The sequence below is a fragment of the Streptomyces sp. NBC_01497 genome (genome assembly GCF_036250695.1).
Classification (GTDB): domain Bacteria; phylum Actinomycetota; class Actinomycetes; order Streptomycetales; family Streptomycetaceae; genus Streptomyces.
In genome coordinates this window covers 3,400,956-3,419,880 of the sequence record NZ_CP109427.1, presented here as the reverse complement: position 1 = coordinate 3,419,880, position 18,925 = coordinate 3,400,956, and the positions used below count along the sequence as shown (strand labels likewise).

The 18,925-nt window shown below is 70.2% G+C and carries 18 protein-coding genes; 16 read left to right on the top strand and 2 right to left on the bottom strand.

The features are described from left to right. Positions 1–24 precede the first annotated feature (24 nt). The 6 genes from OG310_RS14570 (at position 25) to ccsB (ending at position 6,965) form a co-directional block, all read left to right on the top strand. Positions 25–726 (top strand): histidine phosphatase family protein, encoded by a 702-nt coding sequence (locus tag OG310_RS14570; RefSeq protein ID WP_329456306.1) that lies wholly within the window; start codon positions 25–27, stop codon positions 724–726. Between the two features lie 199 nt (positions 727–925). Continuing rightward, positions 926–2,176: a hypothetical protein gene (locus OG310_RS14565; protein WP_329456305.1), complete on the top strand. Its 1,251-nt coding sequence runs from the start codon at positions 926–928 to the stop codon at positions 2,174–2,176. Positions 2,177–2,638: 462 nt separating this feature from the next. After that, the gene (locus OG310_RS14560; RefSeq protein ID WP_329456304.1) at positions 2,639–3,277 is read left to right on the top strand and encodes a TlpA family protein disulfide reductase; all 639 of its coding nucleotides are present in this window, start codon (positions 2,639–2,641) and stop codon (positions 3,275–3,277) included. Between the two features lie 52 nt (positions 3,278–3,329). After that, the gene (locus tag OG310_RS14555) at positions 3,330–4,052 is read left to right on the top strand and encodes a cytochrome c biogenesis CcdA family protein (RefSeq protein WP_329460186.1); all 723 of its coding nucleotides are present in this window, start codon (positions 3,330–3,332) and stop codon (positions 4,050–4,052) included. Positions 4,053–4,056: 4 nt separating this feature from the next. Beyond that, the gene (gene resB, locus OG310_RS14550) at positions 4,057–5,859 is read left to right on the top strand and encodes a cytochrome c biogenesis protein ResB (protein ID WP_329456303.1); all 1,803 of its coding nucleotides are present in this window, start codon (positions 4,057–4,059) and stop codon (positions 5,857–5,859) included. After that, on the top strand, positions 5,856–6,965 hold the full coding sequence (gene ccsB, locus OG310_RS14545) for a c-type cytochrome biogenesis protein CcsB (protein WP_329456302.1): 1,110 nt from the start codon (positions 5,856–5,858) through the stop codon (positions 6,963–6,965). The genes resB and ccsB overlap by 4 nt, the downstream gene beginning before the upstream one ends. Positions 6,966–7,075: 110 nt before the next feature. Here the strand turns inward: ccsB and OG310_RS14540 are convergent, their stop codons facing one another. Beyond that, a complete protein-coding gene (locus OG310_RS14540) occupies positions 7,076–8,506 on the bottom strand; it encodes an alkaline phosphatase family protein (RefSeq protein WP_329456301.1) in 1,431 nt (476 codons plus the stop codon). A 525-nt stretch (positions 8,507–9,031) separates the two neighbouring features. On the opposite strand from OG310_RS14540, the gene OG310_RS14535 reads away from it, so the two are divergent. Genes OG310_RS14535 through OG310_RS14525 form a run of 3 tightly spaced genes read left to right on the top strand, consistent with a single transcriptional unit; the run spans position 9,032 to position 11,618 of the window. Next, positions 9,032–10,483: a menaquinone biosynthesis decarboxylase gene (locus tag OG310_RS14535; RefSeq protein WP_329456300.1), complete on the top strand. Its 1,452-nt coding sequence runs from the start codon at positions 9,032–9,034 to the stop codon at positions 10,481–10,483. Beyond that, positions 10,480–11,403 carry a menaquinone biosynthesis prenyltransferase MqnP gene (gene mqnP / locus OG310_RS14530; RefSeq protein ID WP_329456299.1) on the top strand — a complete coding sequence of 308 codons (924 nt, stop codon included), beginning with the start codon at positions 10,480–10,482 and terminating at the stop codon, positions 11,401–11,403. Before OG310_RS14535 ends, mqnP begins: the two co-directional genes overlap by 4 nt. A gap of 23 nt (positions 11,404–11,426) precedes the next feature. After that, entirely contained in the window at positions 11,427–11,618 is a 192-nt protein-coding gene (locus OG310_RS14525; protein WP_329456298.1) for a hypothetical protein, read from the top strand. Here the strand turns inward: OG310_RS14525 and OG310_RS14520 are convergent. Beyond that, positions 11,615–12,241 carry a rhomboid family intramembrane serine protease gene (locus tag OG310_RS14520; protein ID WP_329460185.1) on the bottom strand — a complete coding sequence of 209 codons (627 nt, stop codon included), beginning with the start codon at positions 12,239–12,241 and terminating at the stop codon, positions 11,615–11,617. The two genes, OG310_RS14525 and OG310_RS14520, sit on opposite strands and share 4 nt — an antisense overlap. A 136-nt stretch (positions 12,242–12,377) precedes the next feature. On the opposite strand from OG310_RS14520, the gene OG310_RS14515 reads away from it, so the two are divergent. The 7 genes from OG310_RS14515 to OG310_RS14485 all read left to right on the top strand — a co-directional run bounded on the left by OG310_RS14515 (position 12,378) and on the right by OG310_RS14485 (position 18,912). Further along, positions 12,378–13,091: a UbiX family flavin prenyltransferase gene (locus OG310_RS14515; protein WP_329456297.1), complete on the top strand. Its 714-nt coding sequence runs from the start codon at positions 12,378–12,380 to the stop codon at positions 13,089–13,091. A gap of 74 nt (positions 13,092–13,165) precedes the next feature. Further along, positions 13,166–13,618, top strand: a complete 453-nt coding sequence (locus tag OG310_RS14510) for an Lrp/AsnC family transcriptional regulator (RefSeq protein ID WP_329460184.1) — start codon at positions 13,166–13,168, stop codon at positions 13,616–13,618. Between the two features lie 130 nt (positions 13,619–13,748). Further along, positions 13,749–14,912, top strand: a complete 1,164-nt coding sequence (mqnE, locus tag OG310_RS14505) for an aminofutalosine synthase MqnE (RefSeq protein WP_329456296.1) — start codon at positions 13,749–13,751, stop codon at positions 14,910–14,912. 10 nt (positions 14,913–14,922) lie between these two features. Then, positions 14,923–15,471 (top strand): GNAT family N-acetyltransferase, encoded by a 549-nt coding sequence (locus OG310_RS14500; RefSeq protein ID WP_329456295.1) that lies wholly within the window; start codon positions 14,923–14,925, stop codon positions 15,469–15,471. 87 nt (positions 15,472–15,558) lie between these two features. Beyond that, positions 15,559–15,810 carry a DUF4229 domain-containing protein gene (locus OG310_RS14495; RefSeq protein WP_329456294.1) on the top strand — a complete coding sequence of 84 codons (252 nt, stop codon included), beginning with the start codon at positions 15,559–15,561 and terminating at the stop codon, positions 15,808–15,810. 711 nt (positions 15,811–16,521) lie between these two features. Then, on the top strand, positions 16,522–17,871 hold the full coding sequence (locus OG310_RS14490; protein WP_329456293.1) for a dicarboxylate/amino acid:cation symporter: 1,350 nt from the start codon (positions 16,522–16,524) through the stop codon (positions 17,869–17,871). Positions 17,872–18,186: 315 nt separating this feature from the next. Beyond that, positions 18,187–18,912 (top strand): TetR/AcrR family transcriptional regulator, encoded by a 726-nt coding sequence (locus OG310_RS14485; protein WP_329456292.1) that lies wholly within the window; start codon positions 18,187–18,189, stop codon positions 18,910–18,912. Positions 18,913–18,925 lie beyond the last annotated feature (13 nt).

Genomic DNA, 18,925 nt, shown 5'->3' with positions numbered 1-18,925 from the left:
CGTACGAGTGCCGAAGGATTCGTCATGAACAACCCCATCAACGCCGCCGACCCGGACGAGCTGACCGTGGTCCATGTCATGCGCCACGGCGAGGTGCACAACCCGGAGGGCGTCCTGTACGGACGGCGGGCCGGTTACCACCTGTCCGAGCTCGGCGTCCGGATGGCCGACCGGGTCGCGGAGCACCTCGCCGACCGGGACATCACCCTGGTCGTCGCCTCCCCGCTGGAGCGGGCGCAGGAGACGGCGGCGCCGATCGCCAAGGCCAAGGGGCTGAGTGTCGAGACGGACCTGCGGCTGATCGAGGCGGGCAACGTCTTCGAGGGCAAGACCTTCGGCGTCGGGGACGGGGCGCTGCGCAAGCCGGCGAACTGGAAGTACCTGACGAACCCGTTCCGCCCGTCCTGGGGCGAGCCGTACGTCGACCAGGTCGTGCGGATGATGGGCGCGCTGTCGAAGGCGCGGGACCTTGCCCGGGGTCACGAGGCGGTGTGCGTGAGCCACCAGCTGCCGATCTGGATCCTGCGGAGTTTCATCGAGCGCCGCAAGCTGTGGCACGATCCCCGGCGTCGGCAGTGCACGCTGGCCTCGCTGACGACGTTCACTTATCGGGGCGACCAGATCGTGTCGGTCGGGTACACGGAGCCGGCGCGTGACCTCGTGCCCGCACACCTGCTGCCGGGCGGCAAACCTCAGCCGGGTGCGGGTAAGGCGTTCGGGGCGTAGGGACAACCCGGACGGAGTAGGGCAGGCCGAGAGGAATCCAGGCCGCGTACATCTCATATTCGTAAAGATATGATAATTCCATGAACCGCCGCGTTTGGTGTGCTGTCTCACCGTTTGTCGCTTGTAAATAATGTGATGAACCGACAAGTGCCTGACCTGTGCTTGCCGGTCACCAGCGACCTGAACGGATGGGGACGGTATGCGCAGCATCAGCCGGAGAGATCTCCTCGGGGCCGGAGTGGGCGCGGCGGCGGCGGTCGGCCTTGCCGCCTGCGGCGCCGAAAAGGCGACCGGGCACACGGCGCCGGCCACGGCGACGACCAAGGCGGGGAAGAGCGGCGCGGCCGCGGGGGCGCCGCCGAAGAAGGCCATCACCCTCATCGGGGACGGCTCCACCGCGTACACGGGCAAGCAGCCGCACCAGCCGGCCGCGCCCACGCCGATGGAACCGGGCGAGACACCCCCGCAGTTCGTCATCTTCTCCTGGGACGGCGCGGGTGAGGTCGGCACGGGCCTGTTCACCCGCTTCCTCGACCTCGCCCAGCAGCACGACGCGAAGATGACGTTCTTCCTCTCCGGGCTCTACCTGCTTCCCGAGTCGAAGAAGCACCTCTACCAGCCGCCGAACAACCCGGTCGGCGCCTCCGACATCGGCTACCTCACCGACGCGCACATCAAGGACACCCTCGCCGGTGTCCGGCGCGCCTGGACCGACGGGCACGAGATCGGGACCCACTTCAACGGCCACTTCTGCTCCGGCAGCGGGTCCGTCGCCAACTGGTCGCCCGAGCAGTGGCGCAGCGAGATCGAACAGGCGATGTCGTTCGTCACCACCTGGAAGACCAACTCCGGCAGCGTCGACGGCGAGCCCCTGCCGTTCGACTACAGCAAGGAGCTGATCGGCTCGCGCACCCCCTGCCTGCTCGGGCAGAACCAGCTGCTGCCGACGGCCGCCGCGCTCGGCTGGCGCTACGACGCCTCGTCACCGGGCGGCACGCAGACGTGGCCCACCAAGAAGATGGGCGTGTGGGACTACCCGCTGCAGGGCATCCCCTTCCCCGGCCACAGCTTCGAGGTCCTCTCGATGGACTACAACATCCTCGCCAACCAGTCGAAGAACTCGACCCAGGGCATGACCTCGCACTACGCGGGCTGGCGCCAGCAGGCCACGCAGTCCTACCTGGCCGGCTTCCAGCGGGCGTACGAGACGAACCGCGCGCCGTTCTTCATCGGCAACCACATGGAGACCTGGAACGGCGGTATCTACATGGACGCCGTCGAGGAGGCGCTCAAGCAGATCGCCGGGCGCAAGGACGTACGGCTCGTCTCCTTCCGGCAGTTCACCGACTGGCTGGACGCGCAGGACCCGGCGGTCGTCGGCAAGCTCCAGTCGCTGGAGGTCGGGCAGGCACCGACCGGCGGCTGGAACACCTACCTCAAGGCCGCCTGAAGCGCCCGCGCGGCGGAGAGCCGTTCCCCCGCGCGACGCGTCGCGCCGGCCCGTCCCGCCGGTTCCGTCCCGCCCCCGGGGCCGGGTTCGCCCGGTTCGCGGGGGCGGGACCGCGCGTGTGGCCGCCGCCGGTACGGCGTACCCGGGCGCGCCCACGGCCCGACGCCCACGGCCCGATGTCCACGGCCCGACGCTGACGTCCCGCCGTTCCCGACACGCCGTGCCCTGCCCGGCGCGTACCCCGGCCGTTCCGGCCGCCCGGCCCCGGGCGGCGACGAGGGCCCGCGCATGCCCCGCCGAGCGAGCGAGAAGTGGTCCCGGGCCCGCGCGGACAGGGCCGCCGCGGCAGGACCCGGCTTCCGGGAGCCCGTTCATGCCGTCCTTACAAGGGGCCCTTGGGGCGGCCCGGACAGGGAGGGGGGTGGGCAAGATTGCCCGAAACGCCCATGCGAAACTTTTCACATGAACTTCGGTCGCGCCTTCCGCCGCACCACGGCTCGCACGCGCTCCCGCCGGGCGACGCGTGCCGCCGTCCTGCCGGTCGCCGTGGTCACCGCCGCCCTCGCGCTCACCGCGTGCGGCAGCGGCAAGTCCGGGGGAGGCGGGGACACCAACTTCGTCACCAGCACCTCGGACGGCATCGACACCGTTCCGCAGGCGGACCGCAAGCCGGTGGGGACCATCAAGGGCACCACCCTCGACGGCAAGGCGCTGGACGTCGCCTCCCTCAAGGGCAAGATCGTCGTGCTGAACGTGTGGGGCTCCTGGTGCTCGCCCTGCCGTGCCGAGGCGCCCAACCTCGCGAAGGTCGCCACGGCCACGGCCTCCCAGGGCGTGCGGTTCGTCGGCATCGACACGCGCGACACCAACAAGGACCAGGGCGTCGCGTTCGAGAAGAACTACGCCATGCCGTACCCGAGCCTCTACGACCCGACCGGGCGGCTGCTGCTGTCGGGCTTCCCCAAGGGGACGCTCAACCCGCAGGCGATCCCGTCCACGATCGTGCTCGACCGCGACGGGAAGATCGCCGCGCGAGCGCTCCAGGGCCTCGACGAGGCCAAGCTGAAGAAGATGCTCGACCCGCTGATCGCGGAGAAGTGATCCCGTGCACGACGTACAGGTGCTCGCGGAGACGGGCTACAACTCCACGGTGATGAGCGGCGCGCTGCTCGTCGCGCTGCCGATCGCCGTGCTCGGCGGACTCGTGTCGTTCTTCTCGCCGTGCGTCCTGCCGCTCGTCCCCGGCTACCTGAGCTACGTGACCGGGATCACCGGCACCGACATAGGGCAGGCGCGGCGCGGCCGGATGACCGCCGGGGCAGGCCTGTTCGTGCTCGGCTTCACGGTCGTCTTCGTCTCCGGGGGCGCCCTGTTCGGCTTCGCCGGGCAGAACCTCCAGGACCACAGGGCCCTCCTGTCCCGGGTGCTCGGCGTCCTGATGATCCTCATGGGGTTCTTCTTCGCCGGGATGATGCCCTGGATCACCCAGCGCGAACTGCGCATCCACAAGCGGCCGGTCTCCGGGCTCGTCGGAGCGCCGCTGCTCGGCGCGCTGTTCGGCGTGGGCTGGACACCGTGCCTCGGTCCGACGCTGTCCGCCGTCAACATGCTCGCCTTCACCCAGGGGAGTGCTGGACGCGGAGCCGTTTTGTCCGTCGCGTACTGTCTGGGACTCGGGGTGCCCTTCGTCCTCGCGGCCGTCGCGTTCCGCAAGGCCCTGGGCGCGTTCGGCTGGGTCAAGCGGCACTACACGTGGGTGATGCGGATCGGCGGCGCGATGATGGTCGCGACCGGACTGCTGCTCGTGACCGGCGTGTGGGACAGCATCCTGCAACAGACGCAGTCGTGGTCAAACGGCTTCTCGGTGGGGATCTAGCACCATGAGCAACACGGACACACACACCGACCACAGCCGGGCCGGCGACCCCGGGCCCGAGGACACCGCGGCCGAGGACGCCACGGCCGCCCTCACCCGGGACGAGGCCGACGCACGCGAGATCGGCGCCGCCGGGTCGCAACTGTCCACGGCCCCCCGCGAGGAACCGTTGCTGTCGGGCCCCACGCTCGGCCCCATCGGCTGGGTCCGCTGGTTCTGGCGGCAGCTCACCTCGATGCGCATCGCGCTGCTGCTGCTCCTGATGCTCTCGCTCGCGGCCATCCCCGGCTCGCTGATCCCGCAGACCAGCGCGGACCAGAACAAGGTCGACACGTTCATCACCGAGCACACGACGCTCGGGCCGCTGTACGACAAGCTCCAGCTGTTCCACGTGTACAGCTCGGTGTGGTTCTCCGCGATCTACATCCTGCTGTTCATCTCGCTGATCGGCTGCATCATCCCGCGTACCTGGCAGTTCGTCGGCCAGCTGCGCGGCCGGCCGCCCGGTGCCCCGAGCCGCCTCACCCGGCTGCCCGCGTACACCACCTGGCGCACCGACGCCGAACCGGAGGCCGTACGCGAGGCCGCGCTGGCGATCCTCAAGCGCCGCCGCTTCCGCGCCCACGTCGTCGGGGACGCCGTCGCGGCCGAGAAGGGCTACCTGCGCGAAACCGGCAACCTGATGTTCCACGTCGCGCTGATCGTGATGCTGCTCGCCTTCGCCTCCGGGTCCCTCTTCAAGTCGGAGGGCGGCAAGCTGATCCTGGAGGGGGACCAGGACGGGTTCTCCAACACGCTCAGCCAGTACGACGACTTCACGTCGGGCCCGCTGTTCGACACCGCGAACCTCGCCCCTTTCTCCTTCTCGCTCGACGACTTCATCGGTACGTACGAGCGCAGCGGCCCCGAGATCGGTACCGCCCGCAAGTTCCAGGCGGACATCCACTACTCGGCGGGCCCGGGCGACACGGAGCACAAGGGGGTCATCAAGGAGAACCACCCCCTGAAGATCGAGGGCTCCAACGTCTACCTGATCTCGCACGGCTACGCGCCGTCGGTCACGGTCAAGGACGGCAAGGGGAAGGTCGTCTTCCACGGCACCACCCCGATGCTGCCGTTCGACAAGAACCTCTCCTCCAGCGGTGCCATCAAGGTGATGGACGGCTACCGCGACAAGAACGGCAAGAAGGACCAGCTGGGCTTCGCGGCCCTGTTCGTACCGACGTTCGGCGGCAAGGGGCAGATGCTCTCGCAGTTCCCCGCCACGGACTTCCCGGTCCTCAACATCGGCGCGTACCACGGTGACCTCGGAGTCGACTCCGGCATCCCGCAGAACGTGTACCAGCTGAACACGAAGGTCCTCAAGCCGTTCAAGGACGCGAAGGGGCAGATCCTCAAGCAGAGCCTCCTGCCCGGCGACACCATGAAACTGCCGGGCGGCGCGGGCTCCATCACCTTCGACAAGGGTCCCGTCAAGGAGTGGGCGAGCTTCCAGGTCACCCACCAGCCCGGCGAACTGTGGGCCCTGGGCGGCGCGATCGCCGCCATCCTCGGACTCGCGGGCTCCCTGTTCATCCAGCGGCGACGCGTCTGGGTCAAGGCCGTGACCGGCCCTGACGGCGTCACCGTCCTGGAGATGGCGGGACTCGGCCGCAGCGAGTCCGCGAAACTCCCCGAGGAGCTTGGCGACCTGGCCGTCACGCTCATCCCCGAGGCGCCCCCCGCGCCCGATCCTGACGCCGACGACGCGGGGGAAGCATCCGCCGCCGTCGCACCAGCCGACCACGCCGAAGGGGCCGAGAAGTGATGCTCGCCGCCGGAACCAACGAGAATTTGGCCCATACCAGCAATCTGCTGATCTATTCGGCGATGGCCGTGTACATGCTGGCCTTCTTCGCCCACATCTTCGAGTGGATCTTCGGCAGCCGCAGCAAGGTCGCCCGCACGGCCGCCGCGCTGACCGCGGGCGGAGCGGGCGGCGCGCAGGAGAGCGGGAAGGACACCGGCACGGTCACCATCGAGGTGGCGACCAAGGGCGGTGGCACGACCGTCATGGAGCGGCCGAAGATCATCACCCGCTCCGCGTCCGGCTCCCGCGACGTGCCGGACGGCCCCGGCGCCGACGGCGGCGACGCGCAGGGCGACATGTGGGGCCGGATCGCCCTCGCCCTGACGATCCTCGCCTTCATCATCGCGGCGGGCGGTGTCCTCACCCGCGCCCTGTCGGTGCAGCGCGCGCCGTGGGGCAACATGTACGAGTTCAGCATCACGTTCTCGACGGTCGCCGTCGCGGTGTACCTAGGCCTGCTGGCTTCCCGGAAGCTGAACATCCGCTGGCTCGGGCTGCCGCTCGTGACGACCGTCCTGCTGACGCTCGGCCTCGCCGTCACCGTCCTGTACACCGCGAGCGACCAGTTGGTGCCCGCGCTGCACTCGTACTGGCTGTGGATCCACGTGTCCACCGCGATCTTCTGCGGCGCGGTCTTCTACGTCGGTGCCGTCGCCACGCTGCTCTACCTCTTCCGCGACCGGTACGAGACGAAGCTCATCGCGGGCGAGAAGATCAGCGCCTTCGCGACGTCGGTCCTGGAGCGGCTGCCCGCCGCCGCGACCCTCGACAAGCTGGCCTACCGCGTCAACGCGGCCGTCTTCCCGCTGTGGACGTTCACGATCATCGCGGGCGCCATCTGGGCCGGCAGCGCCTGGGGCCACTACTGGGAGTGGGACCCGAAGGAGACCTGGTCGTTCATCACGTGGGTCGCGTACGCCTGCTACCTGCACGCGCGCGCCACGGCCGGCTGGAAGGGCCGTAAGGCGGCGTCACTCGCGCTGATCGCCTTCGCGTGCTTCCTCTTCAACTACTACGGCGTCAACATCTTCGTCACGGGCAAGCACTCGTACGCGGGCGTCTGACCCGGTCCTTCGCAGCACAGGGGTGTGCCCCGGCCGGAATCCGGCCGGGGCACACCCCTGTGGGCACGCGGGGGGCGACGGCGAGGCCGCGTCCCCCGCGCTTCGAGGAGTCAGCGGCGCGGCCGTGTCCCCTCCTCCTGCCGGGGCACCTGCTGGTCCGTCGTCGGCAGCGTCGGCTTGGGCAGCGTCGCCACCTCCTGCTGTGCCTCCGCGAGCTGCTCGGCCGTGTCCGTCGGCAGCTTCGGCGGCTTGGGCGCCGTGGTGTTGAAGCCGAAGGCCGATGACAGGTCGCCGAAGGTACGCCGGCGCCACTGGCTGATGTTGGGCTCCCGTACCCCCGTCACACGCTCCAGGAACTGCAGGACCGAGGTGTGGTCGAAGGCGTCGCCGGCCGCCCAGCCGCCCACCGTCCACGGCGAGACGATGACGCACGGTACGCGGAACCCGCCGCCGATGGGCGCTCCGTCGATGAACTCGTCCGCGGTGCCGGCCTTGGGCGTCGGCGGGACGACGTGGTCGAACAGGCCGTCGTTCTCGTCGTAGTCGAGGATGAACGCGGTCTTGCGCCACACGTCCGGGTTGGACGCGATGGCCTCGATCTTCGAGGCCACGTAGTCGGCGCCGGCGGCCGGGAGGTAGTCGGGGTGCTCGGACTGTGTGCTGGTGCAGATGATCCAGGAGACCGTGGGGAGACGGTCGTTGCGGGCGTCGTCCTCGAACGCGCCCGCGGGGCCCGGCTGGACACCCTTGTCGTAGAGCGGGTCGCCCGGCTTCGCGTTCTTGAAGCTGGCGAAGTTCTCCAGCATGTTGCAGCCGTAGTCGTCCTCCTCCTGGTACACCTTCCAGGACACACCGGCCGCCTCCAGGCGCTCCGCGTACGTGGTCCAGGTGTAGCCGCTGTCGGGGGCGACGTTGCTGATGATCGGGCCGCCGTGGGTGCCGTCGGGGTCGACGGTGCCGGTCATCCAGAACATGCGGTTGGGCCAGGTCGGGCCCATCATCGAGCAGTAGTAGTTGTCGCAGACGGTGAACGCCTCGGCCAGCGCGAACTGGAACGGGATGTCCTCGCGCGTGTAGTAGCCCATGACGTACGGGCCGTTCTTGCCGTCGGCGGCCCGGTGCGCGGGCAGCCAGTTGTCCATCTTCCCGTTGTTCCAGGCGCTGTGCTGCACCGACCAGGCATGGCTGGTGGAGGGGATCGCCTGGGCGCTCGTGGAGTGCGTGTCGAGGTGGAACGGCAGCATGTAGCCGTCGGTGGTGCCGGGATCCGGCTGGTAGAAGACGGGTTTGCCGCTGGACAGGCGCTTGGCGCCCGGATCACCGAAGCCGCGCACACCCTTCAGCGTTCCGAAGTAGTGGTCGAACGACCGGTTCTCCTGCATCAGGCAGACGACGTGCTCGATGTCGTCGATCGAGCCGCGCCGTGCGGGGCCCGCGGCCACCGCTTTCTGGACGGACGGCGGCAGCACGCTGAGCGCCGCGCCGCCGGCGGCGGCGCCCGCGGCGGAACCGAGGAGTCTGCGACGGGTCATGCCGGGCATGGGGGTACCCACTTCCGTTGAGTCGTGAGAGTGCGGATCGGCCGCGCACGACTCTCTCCGGCGGGCGCACCGGAGAGTCAGAGCAGTGCGGTGAACGCCCTGCCAAGCACCGGCAAAAGGATCAAGCGGCGGCACAATGCGCCATTGGTGCGACCAGTTGCGGCGCGCGGGACGGAGGATGCGGGGAACGATGGACGTATCGCCTGGTGAGGACGGTACGTTCCGATCCATTGACGGTACGTCATAAAGCCTTCTCCGACACGCGGTCGGCACCGGCGCACGGTGGCGGAAGCGGGCGCGCGCGAGGAGGTGGGCGAGCCCTTCGCGCCCGGTGGTCTTCGTCCCTTCATCTGCCGGGACCACCCGGGGATACCCGCGCGGGTATCACGGGCCGTACGCGTCCGCCCTCCGTCCGCGACGGGACTCCGTCCGCGGCGGCGTCGGCGCTCGCCCGCCCGGGAACGTGCCGTGCCGCCCGGTGGCCCGGTGGCCGGTCCCAGGAGGCGCGTGGCCGATACTGGGGGCATGGCTTACGACGATCTCCGCTCGCTGCTTCGGGCCCTGGAGCGCGAGGGCGACCTCAAGCGCGTGAAGGCCGAAGTCGATCCGTACCTGGAGGTCGGCGAGATCACCGACCGGGTCAACAAGGCCGGCGGGCCCGCGCTCCTCTTCGAGAACGTCCGCGGTTCCTCGATGCCGCTCGCCATGAACGTCTACGGCACGGACCGGCGCCTGCTCAAGGCGCTCGGCCTCGGCTCGTACGCGGAGATCAGCGAGCGGATCGGCGGCCTGCTCAAGCCCGAGCTGCCGCACGGGTTCGTCGGGGTGCGCGACGCCTTCGGAAAACTCGGCTCGATGGTCCACGTGCCGCCGAAGAAGGTGAAGGAGGCGGCCGTCCAGGAGGTCGTCAAGAGGGGCGACGACGTCGACCTCGACGAGTTGCCCGCGCTGTTCACCTGGCCCGAGGACGGCGGCTCCTTCTTCAACCTGGGGCTCACCCACACGAAGGACCCCGAGACGGGTGTGCGCAACCTCGGGCTCTACCGGCTCCAGCGGCACGACCGCCGCACCATCGGCATGCACTGGCAGATCCACAAGGACAGCCGCAACCACTACGCGGTCGCCGCACGGCGTGGCGAACGGCTGCCGGTCGCGATCGCGTTCGGCTGCCCGCCCGCGGTGACGTACGCCTCGACGGCGCCGCTGCCCGGCGACATCGACGAGTACCTCTTCGCGGGGTTCGTCCAGGGCCGGCGCATCGAGATGGTGGACTGCAAGACGGTCCCGCTCCAGGTGCCCGCGGCCGCGGAGGTCGTCCTGGAGGGCTGGCTGGAGCCGGGGAAGACCCTCCCCGAGGGGCCGTTCGGCGACCACACCGGCTTCTACACGCCGCAGGAGGACTTCCCCGCGCTCACCATCGACTGCGTGACGACGCGCAAGCGGCCGTTGCTCCAGTCGATCGTGGTGGGCAGGCCGCCGACGGAGGACGGGCCGCTCGGGCGGGCGACGGAGCGGTTCTTCCTGCCGCTGCTGAAGATCATCGTGCCGGACATCGTGGACTACCACCTGCCGGAGGCCGGCGGCTTCCACAACTGCGCGATCGTCTCGATCGACAAGAAGTACCCCAAGCACGCGCAGAAGGTCATGCACGCGATCTGGGGCGCCCACATGATGTCGCTGACGAAGCTGATCGTGGTGGTGGACGCCGACTGTGACGTGCACGACCTCCAGGAAGTCGCGTGGCGGGCGCTCGGCAACACCGACTACGCGCGCGACCTGACCGTCGTCGAGGGGCCCGTCGACCATCTGGACCACGCCTCCTACCAGCAGTTCTGGGGAGGCAAGGCCGGTATCGACGCGACGAGGAAGCTCCCCGAGGAGGGGTACACGCGAGACGGCGGCTGGCCGCATATGGTCGTACCGGACCAGGAGACGGCGGCGCTGGTCGACCGTCGGTGGAAGGAGTACGGCCTGTGAGTACGACGGCGGACGGGGCCATCGGGAGCCCGCAACCCCTCCAGCACGGCAACAAGGTCCGCGCCTTCCTGCGGCTCGTGATGATCGAACACTCCGTGTTCGCGCTGCCGTTCGCGTACATCGCCGCGCTGACGGCGATGGAGCGGCTCGACGACACCGTCCACTGGTGGAAACTGCTGCTGGTGACGGTCGCGATGGTCGGCATGCGGACGTTCGCGATGGCGTGCAACCGGATCATCGACCGGGAGATCGACGCGCGGAACCCGCGCACCGCGTCCCGCGAACTCGTGACGGGCGCGGTCTCGGTGCGCTCCGCGTGGACCGGCGCGATCATCGCGCTGCTGGTGTTCCTCGCCGCCGCGGCGCTCCTCAACCCGCTGTGCCTGGCGCTCGCGCTGCCCGCCGCCGTGCCGATGGTTGTGTACCCGTACGGCAAACGCTTCACGGCCTTCCCGCACGCGATCCTCGGCATCGCGCAGGCCATCGGCCCGATCGGCGCCTGGATCGCGATCACCGGCTCCTGGTCGTGGGACGCGGTGATCCTGGGTCTCGCGGTGGGCGTGTGGATCGGCGGGTTCGACCTGATCTTCGCCTGCCAGGACGTCCAGGCCGACCGCGCGCACGGCGTCAGGTCGGTCCCGGCGCGCTTCGGCATCCCGGCCGCCCTGCACGGCGCCCGCGCCGCGCACCTCGTCACGACGGGCCTGCTGGCCTGGTACGGCGTCGCGGTGGACGCGGGCCCGCTGTACTGGGTGGGGCTGGCCGTCGTCGCAATCGCGTTCCTCTACGAGCACACGATCGTCCGCCCGCACGACCTGTCCCGGCTGAACCGCGCGTTCTTCCAGGTCAACGGCTTCATCGGGATGGCGCTCTTCGTCTTCGCGCTGCTCGACCTGATCGCCATGGGGCTGCGGGGCTGAGGAGGCCGGGCGGAGTCCGGCGGGTGCTTCTCACCTCGTATCAACCGGCGGCGTGCGGCGTACGCCGTGCGCCGTGCGGCAGGACGAGCCGGGACCCCGCTCCGTACGGCACGGACATCACCCTCGACGCCCGCCTCGGGACGCTGACGATCCGCACGGACGACCTGCCCACGGACGCGAGCGCGCGGCCCGCCGGTGCGCAGCGCCGCTCCTAGAGCCCCGGGGGCAGGGTGCTCGGCCGGGGGCGTCGTTCGCGGCGGAAGAGGAAGGCCGCGAGGACGCCGCCCACCAGGCCGAACGCGTGCGCCTGCCAGCTGATGCCCGGGTTGCCGGGGAGCGCGCCCAGCAGGACCGACCCGTAGACGGCGAGGACCACCAGGCCCAGGACGACGTCCCACACGCGGCGGTTGACGAAGCCGGTGATCACCAGGAACGCCAGCAGACCGAAGATCACTCCTGACGCGCCGATGGTGACCGAGTTGCTCGGGGCGGTCAGCCAGACGCCCAGCCCGCTGACGACGGTGATCGTCACGACGATGCCGAGGAAGCGGCGGAGCCCGCCCAGCGCCACCAGGAAGCCCAGCGCCAGCAGCGGGAAGGTGTTGGACGCGAGGTGCGCGACCCCGCCGTGCAGGAACGCCGCCGGGACGATGTCCAGCAGCTCACCCGGCCTGCGGGGCGTGATGCCCAGCGTGTTCAGCGAATCGCCGGTGACCTCGTCCACCCCGAGAAGCACCCACAGCAGCGCCACCCAGCCGATCATGACCGCGCCCGCGGCCTTCACCCGGGCGGTGCCGCTGCCCCCGGCGCGCGCCGCCCTGTCCGCCCAGGCCGACATGGCCCGCCCGCGCGGCGTGCTCGCCGGATCCGTCCCGTACACCATCGCAGCCCCCTGCTCCTGAGCCTGACGTGCTTCAAACGTCCGGCACCCCGCCCCGGGTTCCTGCCGGGGGCCGCCGGATAGGCTCACGTCCGTGAGTACCTCCGTGGGCGCGTCGGGACAGTACGCCCCCGAGCCCCGCCGGCCCTGGGTCGTCGGGGTCTCCGGCGCGTCCGGGACGCCGTACGCGGCGGCCGTGCTGCGCGCTCTGCTGGCCGCCGGGCAGAGCGTCGACCTGGTCGTCAGCCGCGCGGCCCGCCTCACCCTCCTCGACGAGACGGGCATCTCGTTCCGCGACGCGCACTGGCAGGACGACCTCGCCGCCTGGCTGACCCGGGGCGCCGACGGGAAACCGGGGACCTTCGGGGAGCCGGACCTGTCCGGTGTACGGCACTGGGCGGCCGGGGACCTCGCCGCCGGTCCGTCGTCCGGCTCGTACCCGGCCCGGGGCATGCTGATCGTCCCCGCGTCCACGGCGACCGCCGCGGGGGTGGCGCTCGGCCTGTCGAAGGACCTTCTGCAGCGCGCGGCGAGTGTGACGCTGAAGGAGCGCAGGCCGCTGGTCGTCGCCGTGCGCGAGACACCCCTCGCCGGGCAGACACTGCGGCACCTCGTCACGCTGGACGACCTCGGGGCGGTCGTCCTGCCCGTCTCGCCGGGCTTCTACGCGGGCGCCACCCACATCCAGGACCTGGTGAACTTCGTCGCCGGGCGGGTGCTCGACGCGGTGGGGGTGGCGCACGGCCTCTACCGGCGCTGGGAGGGTGAACTCGGCGGCGGTTCGAGGCCGCCGGAGTCGGGATCGTAGGGCTGTCGGCCCGGGGGCCTTCGCTCTGCCTTGTAATCTTGCTGAATCGCTGAATGATGGAAGGCATCAGGCATATGGACGCCGTGGACAGGCAGCTCATTCAGGCCCTCAGGGAGAACGGCAGAGCCTCCTACGCCGAACTCGGCAGGCTCGTCGGGCTCTCGGGCCCCAGTGTCACCGACCGGATCAACCGCCTGGAGTCCGCCGGCGTCATCACCGGTTACCGCGCCACCGTGGACGCCGCCTCGCTGGGCCTCGGTGTGGTCGCGCTGATCGGCATCTCGCTGTCCGACGCGGCCGATCACGAGGACGTGGCCCGCCGCCTGAAGGACCTCGGCGAGATCGAGGACTGCTGGTTCATCGCGGGCGACGACTCGTTCATGCTGAAGGTGCGCGGCGAGAACGTCGACAGCCTGGAGCGCACCATCCGCCGCCTCAGCGGTACGAAGGGCGTCTCCCGCACCCGTACGACGGTGGTGCTGTCCACCAAGTGGGAGAACCGGGTCGGGGAGCTCCCCGAGGAGTGACCGTGGTCCCACTGACGTCCCGTGCCGGGGGTTGCGGTGGGTATGCCCCTGCGGGTGCGGTCGCAAAGGGGGCGTAATCTCGAACCGGCCCATCGAAGGGCCGACCACCAGCCACAAGGGAGGCGGCTTTATGGACGCGGGGCTCAAGCGCGAGCTGGAGCAGAAGGTCCGCGACGGCGAGCGGCTGTCCCGTGAGGACGGCGTCGCGCTGTACGCGTCGGACGACCTGGCCTGGCTCGGCGGCCTGGCCCACGAGGTACGCACGCGCAAGTCGGGCGACGCCGTGTACTTCAACGTCAACCGCCACCTGAACATGACGAACGTGTGCACCGCGTCGTGCGCGTACTGCTCGTTCCAGCGCAAGCCGGGCGAGAAGGACGCGTACACGATGCGCATCGAGGAGGCCGTCCGCCTGGCCAAGGCCATGGAGGGCGACAACCTCACGGAGCTGCACATCGTCAACGGTCTGCACCCCTCGCTGCCGTGGCGCTACTACCCACGCTCCCTGAAGGCGCTGAAGGAAGCCCTCCCCGAGGTCTCCCTGAAGGCGTTCACCGCGACCGAGATCCACCACTTCGAGACGATCTCCGGCATGTCGGCCTCCGACATCCTGGACGAGCTGATCGACGCCGGCCTGGAGTCGCTGACCGGTGGCGGCGCTGAGATCTTCGACTGGGAGATCCGGCAGCACATCGTGGACCACCGCACCCACTGGGAGGACTGGTCCCGTATCCACCGCCTGGCGCACGAGAAGGGGCTCAAGACCCCGAGCACGATGCTGTACGGGCACATCGAGGAGCCCCGGCACCGGGTGGACCACGTGCTGCGGCTGCGTGAGCTGCAGGACGAGACCGGCGGCTTCCAGGTCTTCATCCCGCTGCGCTACCAGCACGACTTCGTGGACATGAAGGACGGCAAGGTACGCAACCGCCTCCAGGCGCGTACGACCATGGCGACCGGGGCCGAGGCGCTGAAGACGTTCGCCGTCTCCCGGCTGCTGTTCGACAACGTCCCGCACGTGAAGGTGTTCTGGGTCATGCACGGTCTGCAGACCACGCAACTGGCCCTCCAGCACGGCGCGGACGACATGGACGGCTCGGTCGTCGAGTACAAGATCACGCACGACGCGGACAACTACGGCACGCCGAACAAGATGTCCCGCGAGGACCTGCTCGACCTGATCCGTGACGCGGGCTTCCGGCCCATCGAGCGCAACACGCGCTACGAGACGGTGCGCGAGTACCCCGGCCCGGACGCCGGGCGCCGCGAGTCGCCGCAGGCGATGCGGGTCTGAGGATTCCGGCATGACGCTGACGTTCCGCCTCGACCCTTCGTTCGGCGGCGAGCAGGGCGGTCGCGCCTTGCGTGACGGCCTGCTCACGCTGTGGGCGGACGTGTCCAACGCGGGCGGCGCCGTCGGTTTCGTACCGCCGGTGTCGCCCGAGGACATACGGCCCGAACTGGTCGGGCACCTGACCGCGATGGACCAGGGGCGCACCCACCTGCTGGTGGGTTTCGACGACGACACCGGTGAGGTCGCCGCGACCGCGTTCCTCGCCTTCAACACCCACCGGCTGAAGCGCCACTGGCTGTGGCTGTACACCGTGATGGTGCACCCGAAGCACCAGGGCAAGGGGTACGGGCGGCAGTTGATGGCCGCGGCGGCCGACGCGGCGCGCGGTTTCGAGGGCATCGAGGCGATACGGCTGACCTGCCGGGGAGGCACCGGCGCGGACCGGTTCTACGCGGCCTGCGGCTACAAGGAGGTCGGCCGGGTGCCGGGCGCGATCCGCGTCGGCCCGGACGACGACCGGGACGACGTCGTCATGCTGCTCCCGCTGAGTGCCGCCTGAAACCCTCGTGTTTCACTGGAAGGCAATAGCCAGGAAGAGAGAAGGCCCGCAGTGATCCGGCAGCCAGGAGTGACAGTCCGCTACACCATGGCGCGTATCGCCATCTTCATCGGGTGCCTGGTCGTGGTCGCGGCCCTCACCCGGGTCGGCGTGGTGCCACGCGGTCTCGGGGCCTCGAACGTCATCTGGGTGCTGCTGCTCGCCCTTCTCGTCTCCGCGCCCATCAGTTTCGTGGTGCTGCGCAAGCAGCGCGACGAGATGTCCATGAAGGTCTCGGGCCGCCTCGATCGCGCGCGCGCCAAGCTGGAGGCGAACCGCGCCCAGGAGGACACGGAGTAGGACGCGCGCCGCCTGCTACCGCCGCGCGTGGGCCTCGAAGCGTCCTCGTGCCCTGCCCCGGACGGGACCGCGCCGAGCTGCCCGCACGCCGGATGCCCGGCTTGCGGGTGTTCGTACGATTCCGCGATCCCCGGCCTGCGGGTGTCCGACTCCCCGGAGTCCGGTACGCCGGTGTCCGGCTCCCCGGTGACCGTCCGGCCCTTGGTGGCTGACTGGTTGCTCGGTGACTGACCGGGTGTCCGCTGGCTGACCGGGTGTCCGGTACGCGGGATGTGCCGAGCATGTCGCGTGATCCGGATCACAGAGCGATCCGCCCCCGTTTCCCCAACTGCCGTGGGGAAGCGGGGGCGTTGTCATGCGCTCTGTCAAATTGGCTCAAAGAATGGCTTTGAGTATCCCAAAGTCACCGTGTTAACTGTCGCTCATGACCAGATCCGTGCACACCGAACATGACATGAGCGCTCCGCTCCTGTCGCTCGTGTCGCGCCTGCACGTCGATCTCTGCCGCTGCATGTCCGCGGTCTGTCGCCGCTCGGTCTGACCCCCGGTCTCCCCCCGGCGTCACCCCGTCCCGCCATGCCCGCACAGCGGCGTCCCGCGCATCCCGGGCACGACCGTGCGTGATCCGCGCGGCACGGGGGGCGACGGCCGGGGACGGACCACCCAGCCTGTCCAGCCCGTCCCCCGTCACGCCACGTCAGGAGAGCGTTCGTGTCCGCGAACACCGCAGCCGGCACCACCGGTCCGGCAGAACCCCGTCACCGGTCCCTACCCAAGGTCCCCTTCTGGGCGCAGATCGTCGCCGGTCTCGTCCTCGGGGCACTGCTCGGCTGGCTCGCCCGCAGCCAGGACATCGGCTGGCTCGTCACCACGCTCGACAAGGTCGGGCACCTCTTCGTCCAGCTGCTGAAGCTGGCCGTCGGGCCGCTCGTCTTCTTCGCGATCCTGGTGTCGATCACCAACCTCCGCAAGGTCAACAACGCGGCCAGGCTGGCCGGCAGGACCCTGCTCTGGTTCATGATCATGTCGCTGATCGCCGTCGCCATCGGCATCGCGATCGGCCTGATCACCAACCCCGGCTCCGGCACCGACCTCACGCCGAAGGACGGCAAGCTGCCCGAGCACTCGGGCTCCTGGATCGACTTCCTCACCGGCATCATCCCGACGGACGTCATCACACCGTTCAGTGAACTGAACGTCCTGCAGATCGTGTTCATGGCGGCCGTCGCCGGCATAGCGGTCCTCCAGGTCGGCGAGCGCGCCAAGCCCGTCCTCACACTCAGCGAGGTCGTGCTCGAACTGCTCCAGAAGGCGCTGTGGTGGGTCATCAGGCTGGCCCCGCTCGGCACGATCGGCCTGATCGGGTACGCCATCGCCTCCTACGGCTGGAACCTCATCGGCAAGTACGCCACGTTCACCGCGGACGTGTACGTGGGCTGCGCCCTGGTGCTGTTCGGCGTCTACCCGCTGCTGCTGGCCACCGTCGCCAAGGTCAACCCGATCCAGTTCTTCAAGGGCGCCTGGCCCGCGATCGAGCTCGGGTTCGTGTCCCGCTCCTCCGTCGGCACGATGCCGGTGACGCAGAAGGCGGCGGAGCGCCTCGGCGTGCCGAAGACGTACACGTCCTTCGCCGTGCCGTTCGGCTCCACCACCAAGATGGACGGCTGCGCGTCGATCTACCCGGCCATCGCGGCGATCTTCGTGGCGCAGATCTTCGACGTGCACCTCGGCATCCAGGACTACGTGCTGATCGCCTTCGTCTCCGTGATCGGCTCCGCCGCGACGGCCGGCCTCACCGGCGCGACGATCATGCTGACACTGACCCTGTCCACGCTCGGCCTGCCCCTGGAGGGCGTCGGCCTGCTGCTGGCGATCGACCCGATCCTCGACATGATGCGCACCGCCACGAACGTCGCGGGCCAGATCGTCGCCCCGGTCATCGTCGCCGCGCGGGAGGGCATCCTGGACCGCGAGGCGTACGACGCGGCGACGGCGTCCCCCGTGGACGACCTGAGCAGCGCGTCCGAGCCGCGCGAGAAGGAGCTGTCGCCGGCCGTGTGACGTTCCGTCAGCACGCAGGTCCCACGGGCCTCTCCCTCCCCGTCCGGGTGTTGGGGGAGGCCCGTAACCTTTGCCTCCACAGCACGCACCACCCGGCCTCTGCCGGGCGGTGCGGCGGGCGGTGGGCGGAGGAACCGGGCGGTGGGCGTGGAGAACGCGGGCGGTACCGGCGGAGGCAGGAGGCCGTCCGTCGCGGGCGGTTCAACGGTTGGTGCCGGTGCCGGTGCCGGTGCCGGTGCCGGTGCCGTTGCCGGTGACGGTGACGGTGACGCCGCAGGCCCCCGTGGTGAGGGGGTGGCGGGCAGGGCCAGACGTATGCCGCGCGCGGTGCGCGAGCGCCAGATGATGGACGCGGCCGTCCACGTCTTCGGCCGCTACGGATACCAGGCGGCGTCCATGGACGGCATAGCCGAGGCGGCAGGAGTCTCCAAGCCGCTCGTCTACCTCTATCTGCACTCCAAGGAAGACCTGTTCGCGGCGTGCGTCCGGCGGGAGGCGGAGGCGCTGATGACGGCGCTGCGGGCGGCCCTCGATCCGGGGCTGGCACCGGAGTGCCAACTGCGGTCCGGGCTCTCGGCGTTCTTCGAGCACACCACGCGCCACCCCGACGGCTGGACCGTCCTGCACCGCCAGGCGCACACCCGGGGCGAGCCGTTCGCGGCGGAGGCCCATCAGGTGCGCCGGCAACTCGTCGCGTACGTACGGGACCTGATCGGTGCGGCGGCCCGCGCGGCCCGCCCGTCGGAGGTGGCCCGCCCGTCCCGTACGGCGTGCCCGTCCCTCAACTCCCGTCAGCCGCACAGCGTCCACGGCCCCGCCGAGCCGCCGGGGCCGCCGGAGTTCGGCGACCGCCACCTCGGGGCGCTCGCGCACGCGCTGGTCGGCGCGGCGGAGGAACTGGCCGGATGGGCCAACGAGACGGAGGGCGCGACCGCGCGGGAGGCCACCTCCGCGTTGATGAACCTCGCCTGGACCGGCCTGGGAAGCCTGCTGGCCGGGGCCCGGTGGAGCGCGTGGGACCGCCAGGACACGGCGCCCTGACCAGGCCTGGGGA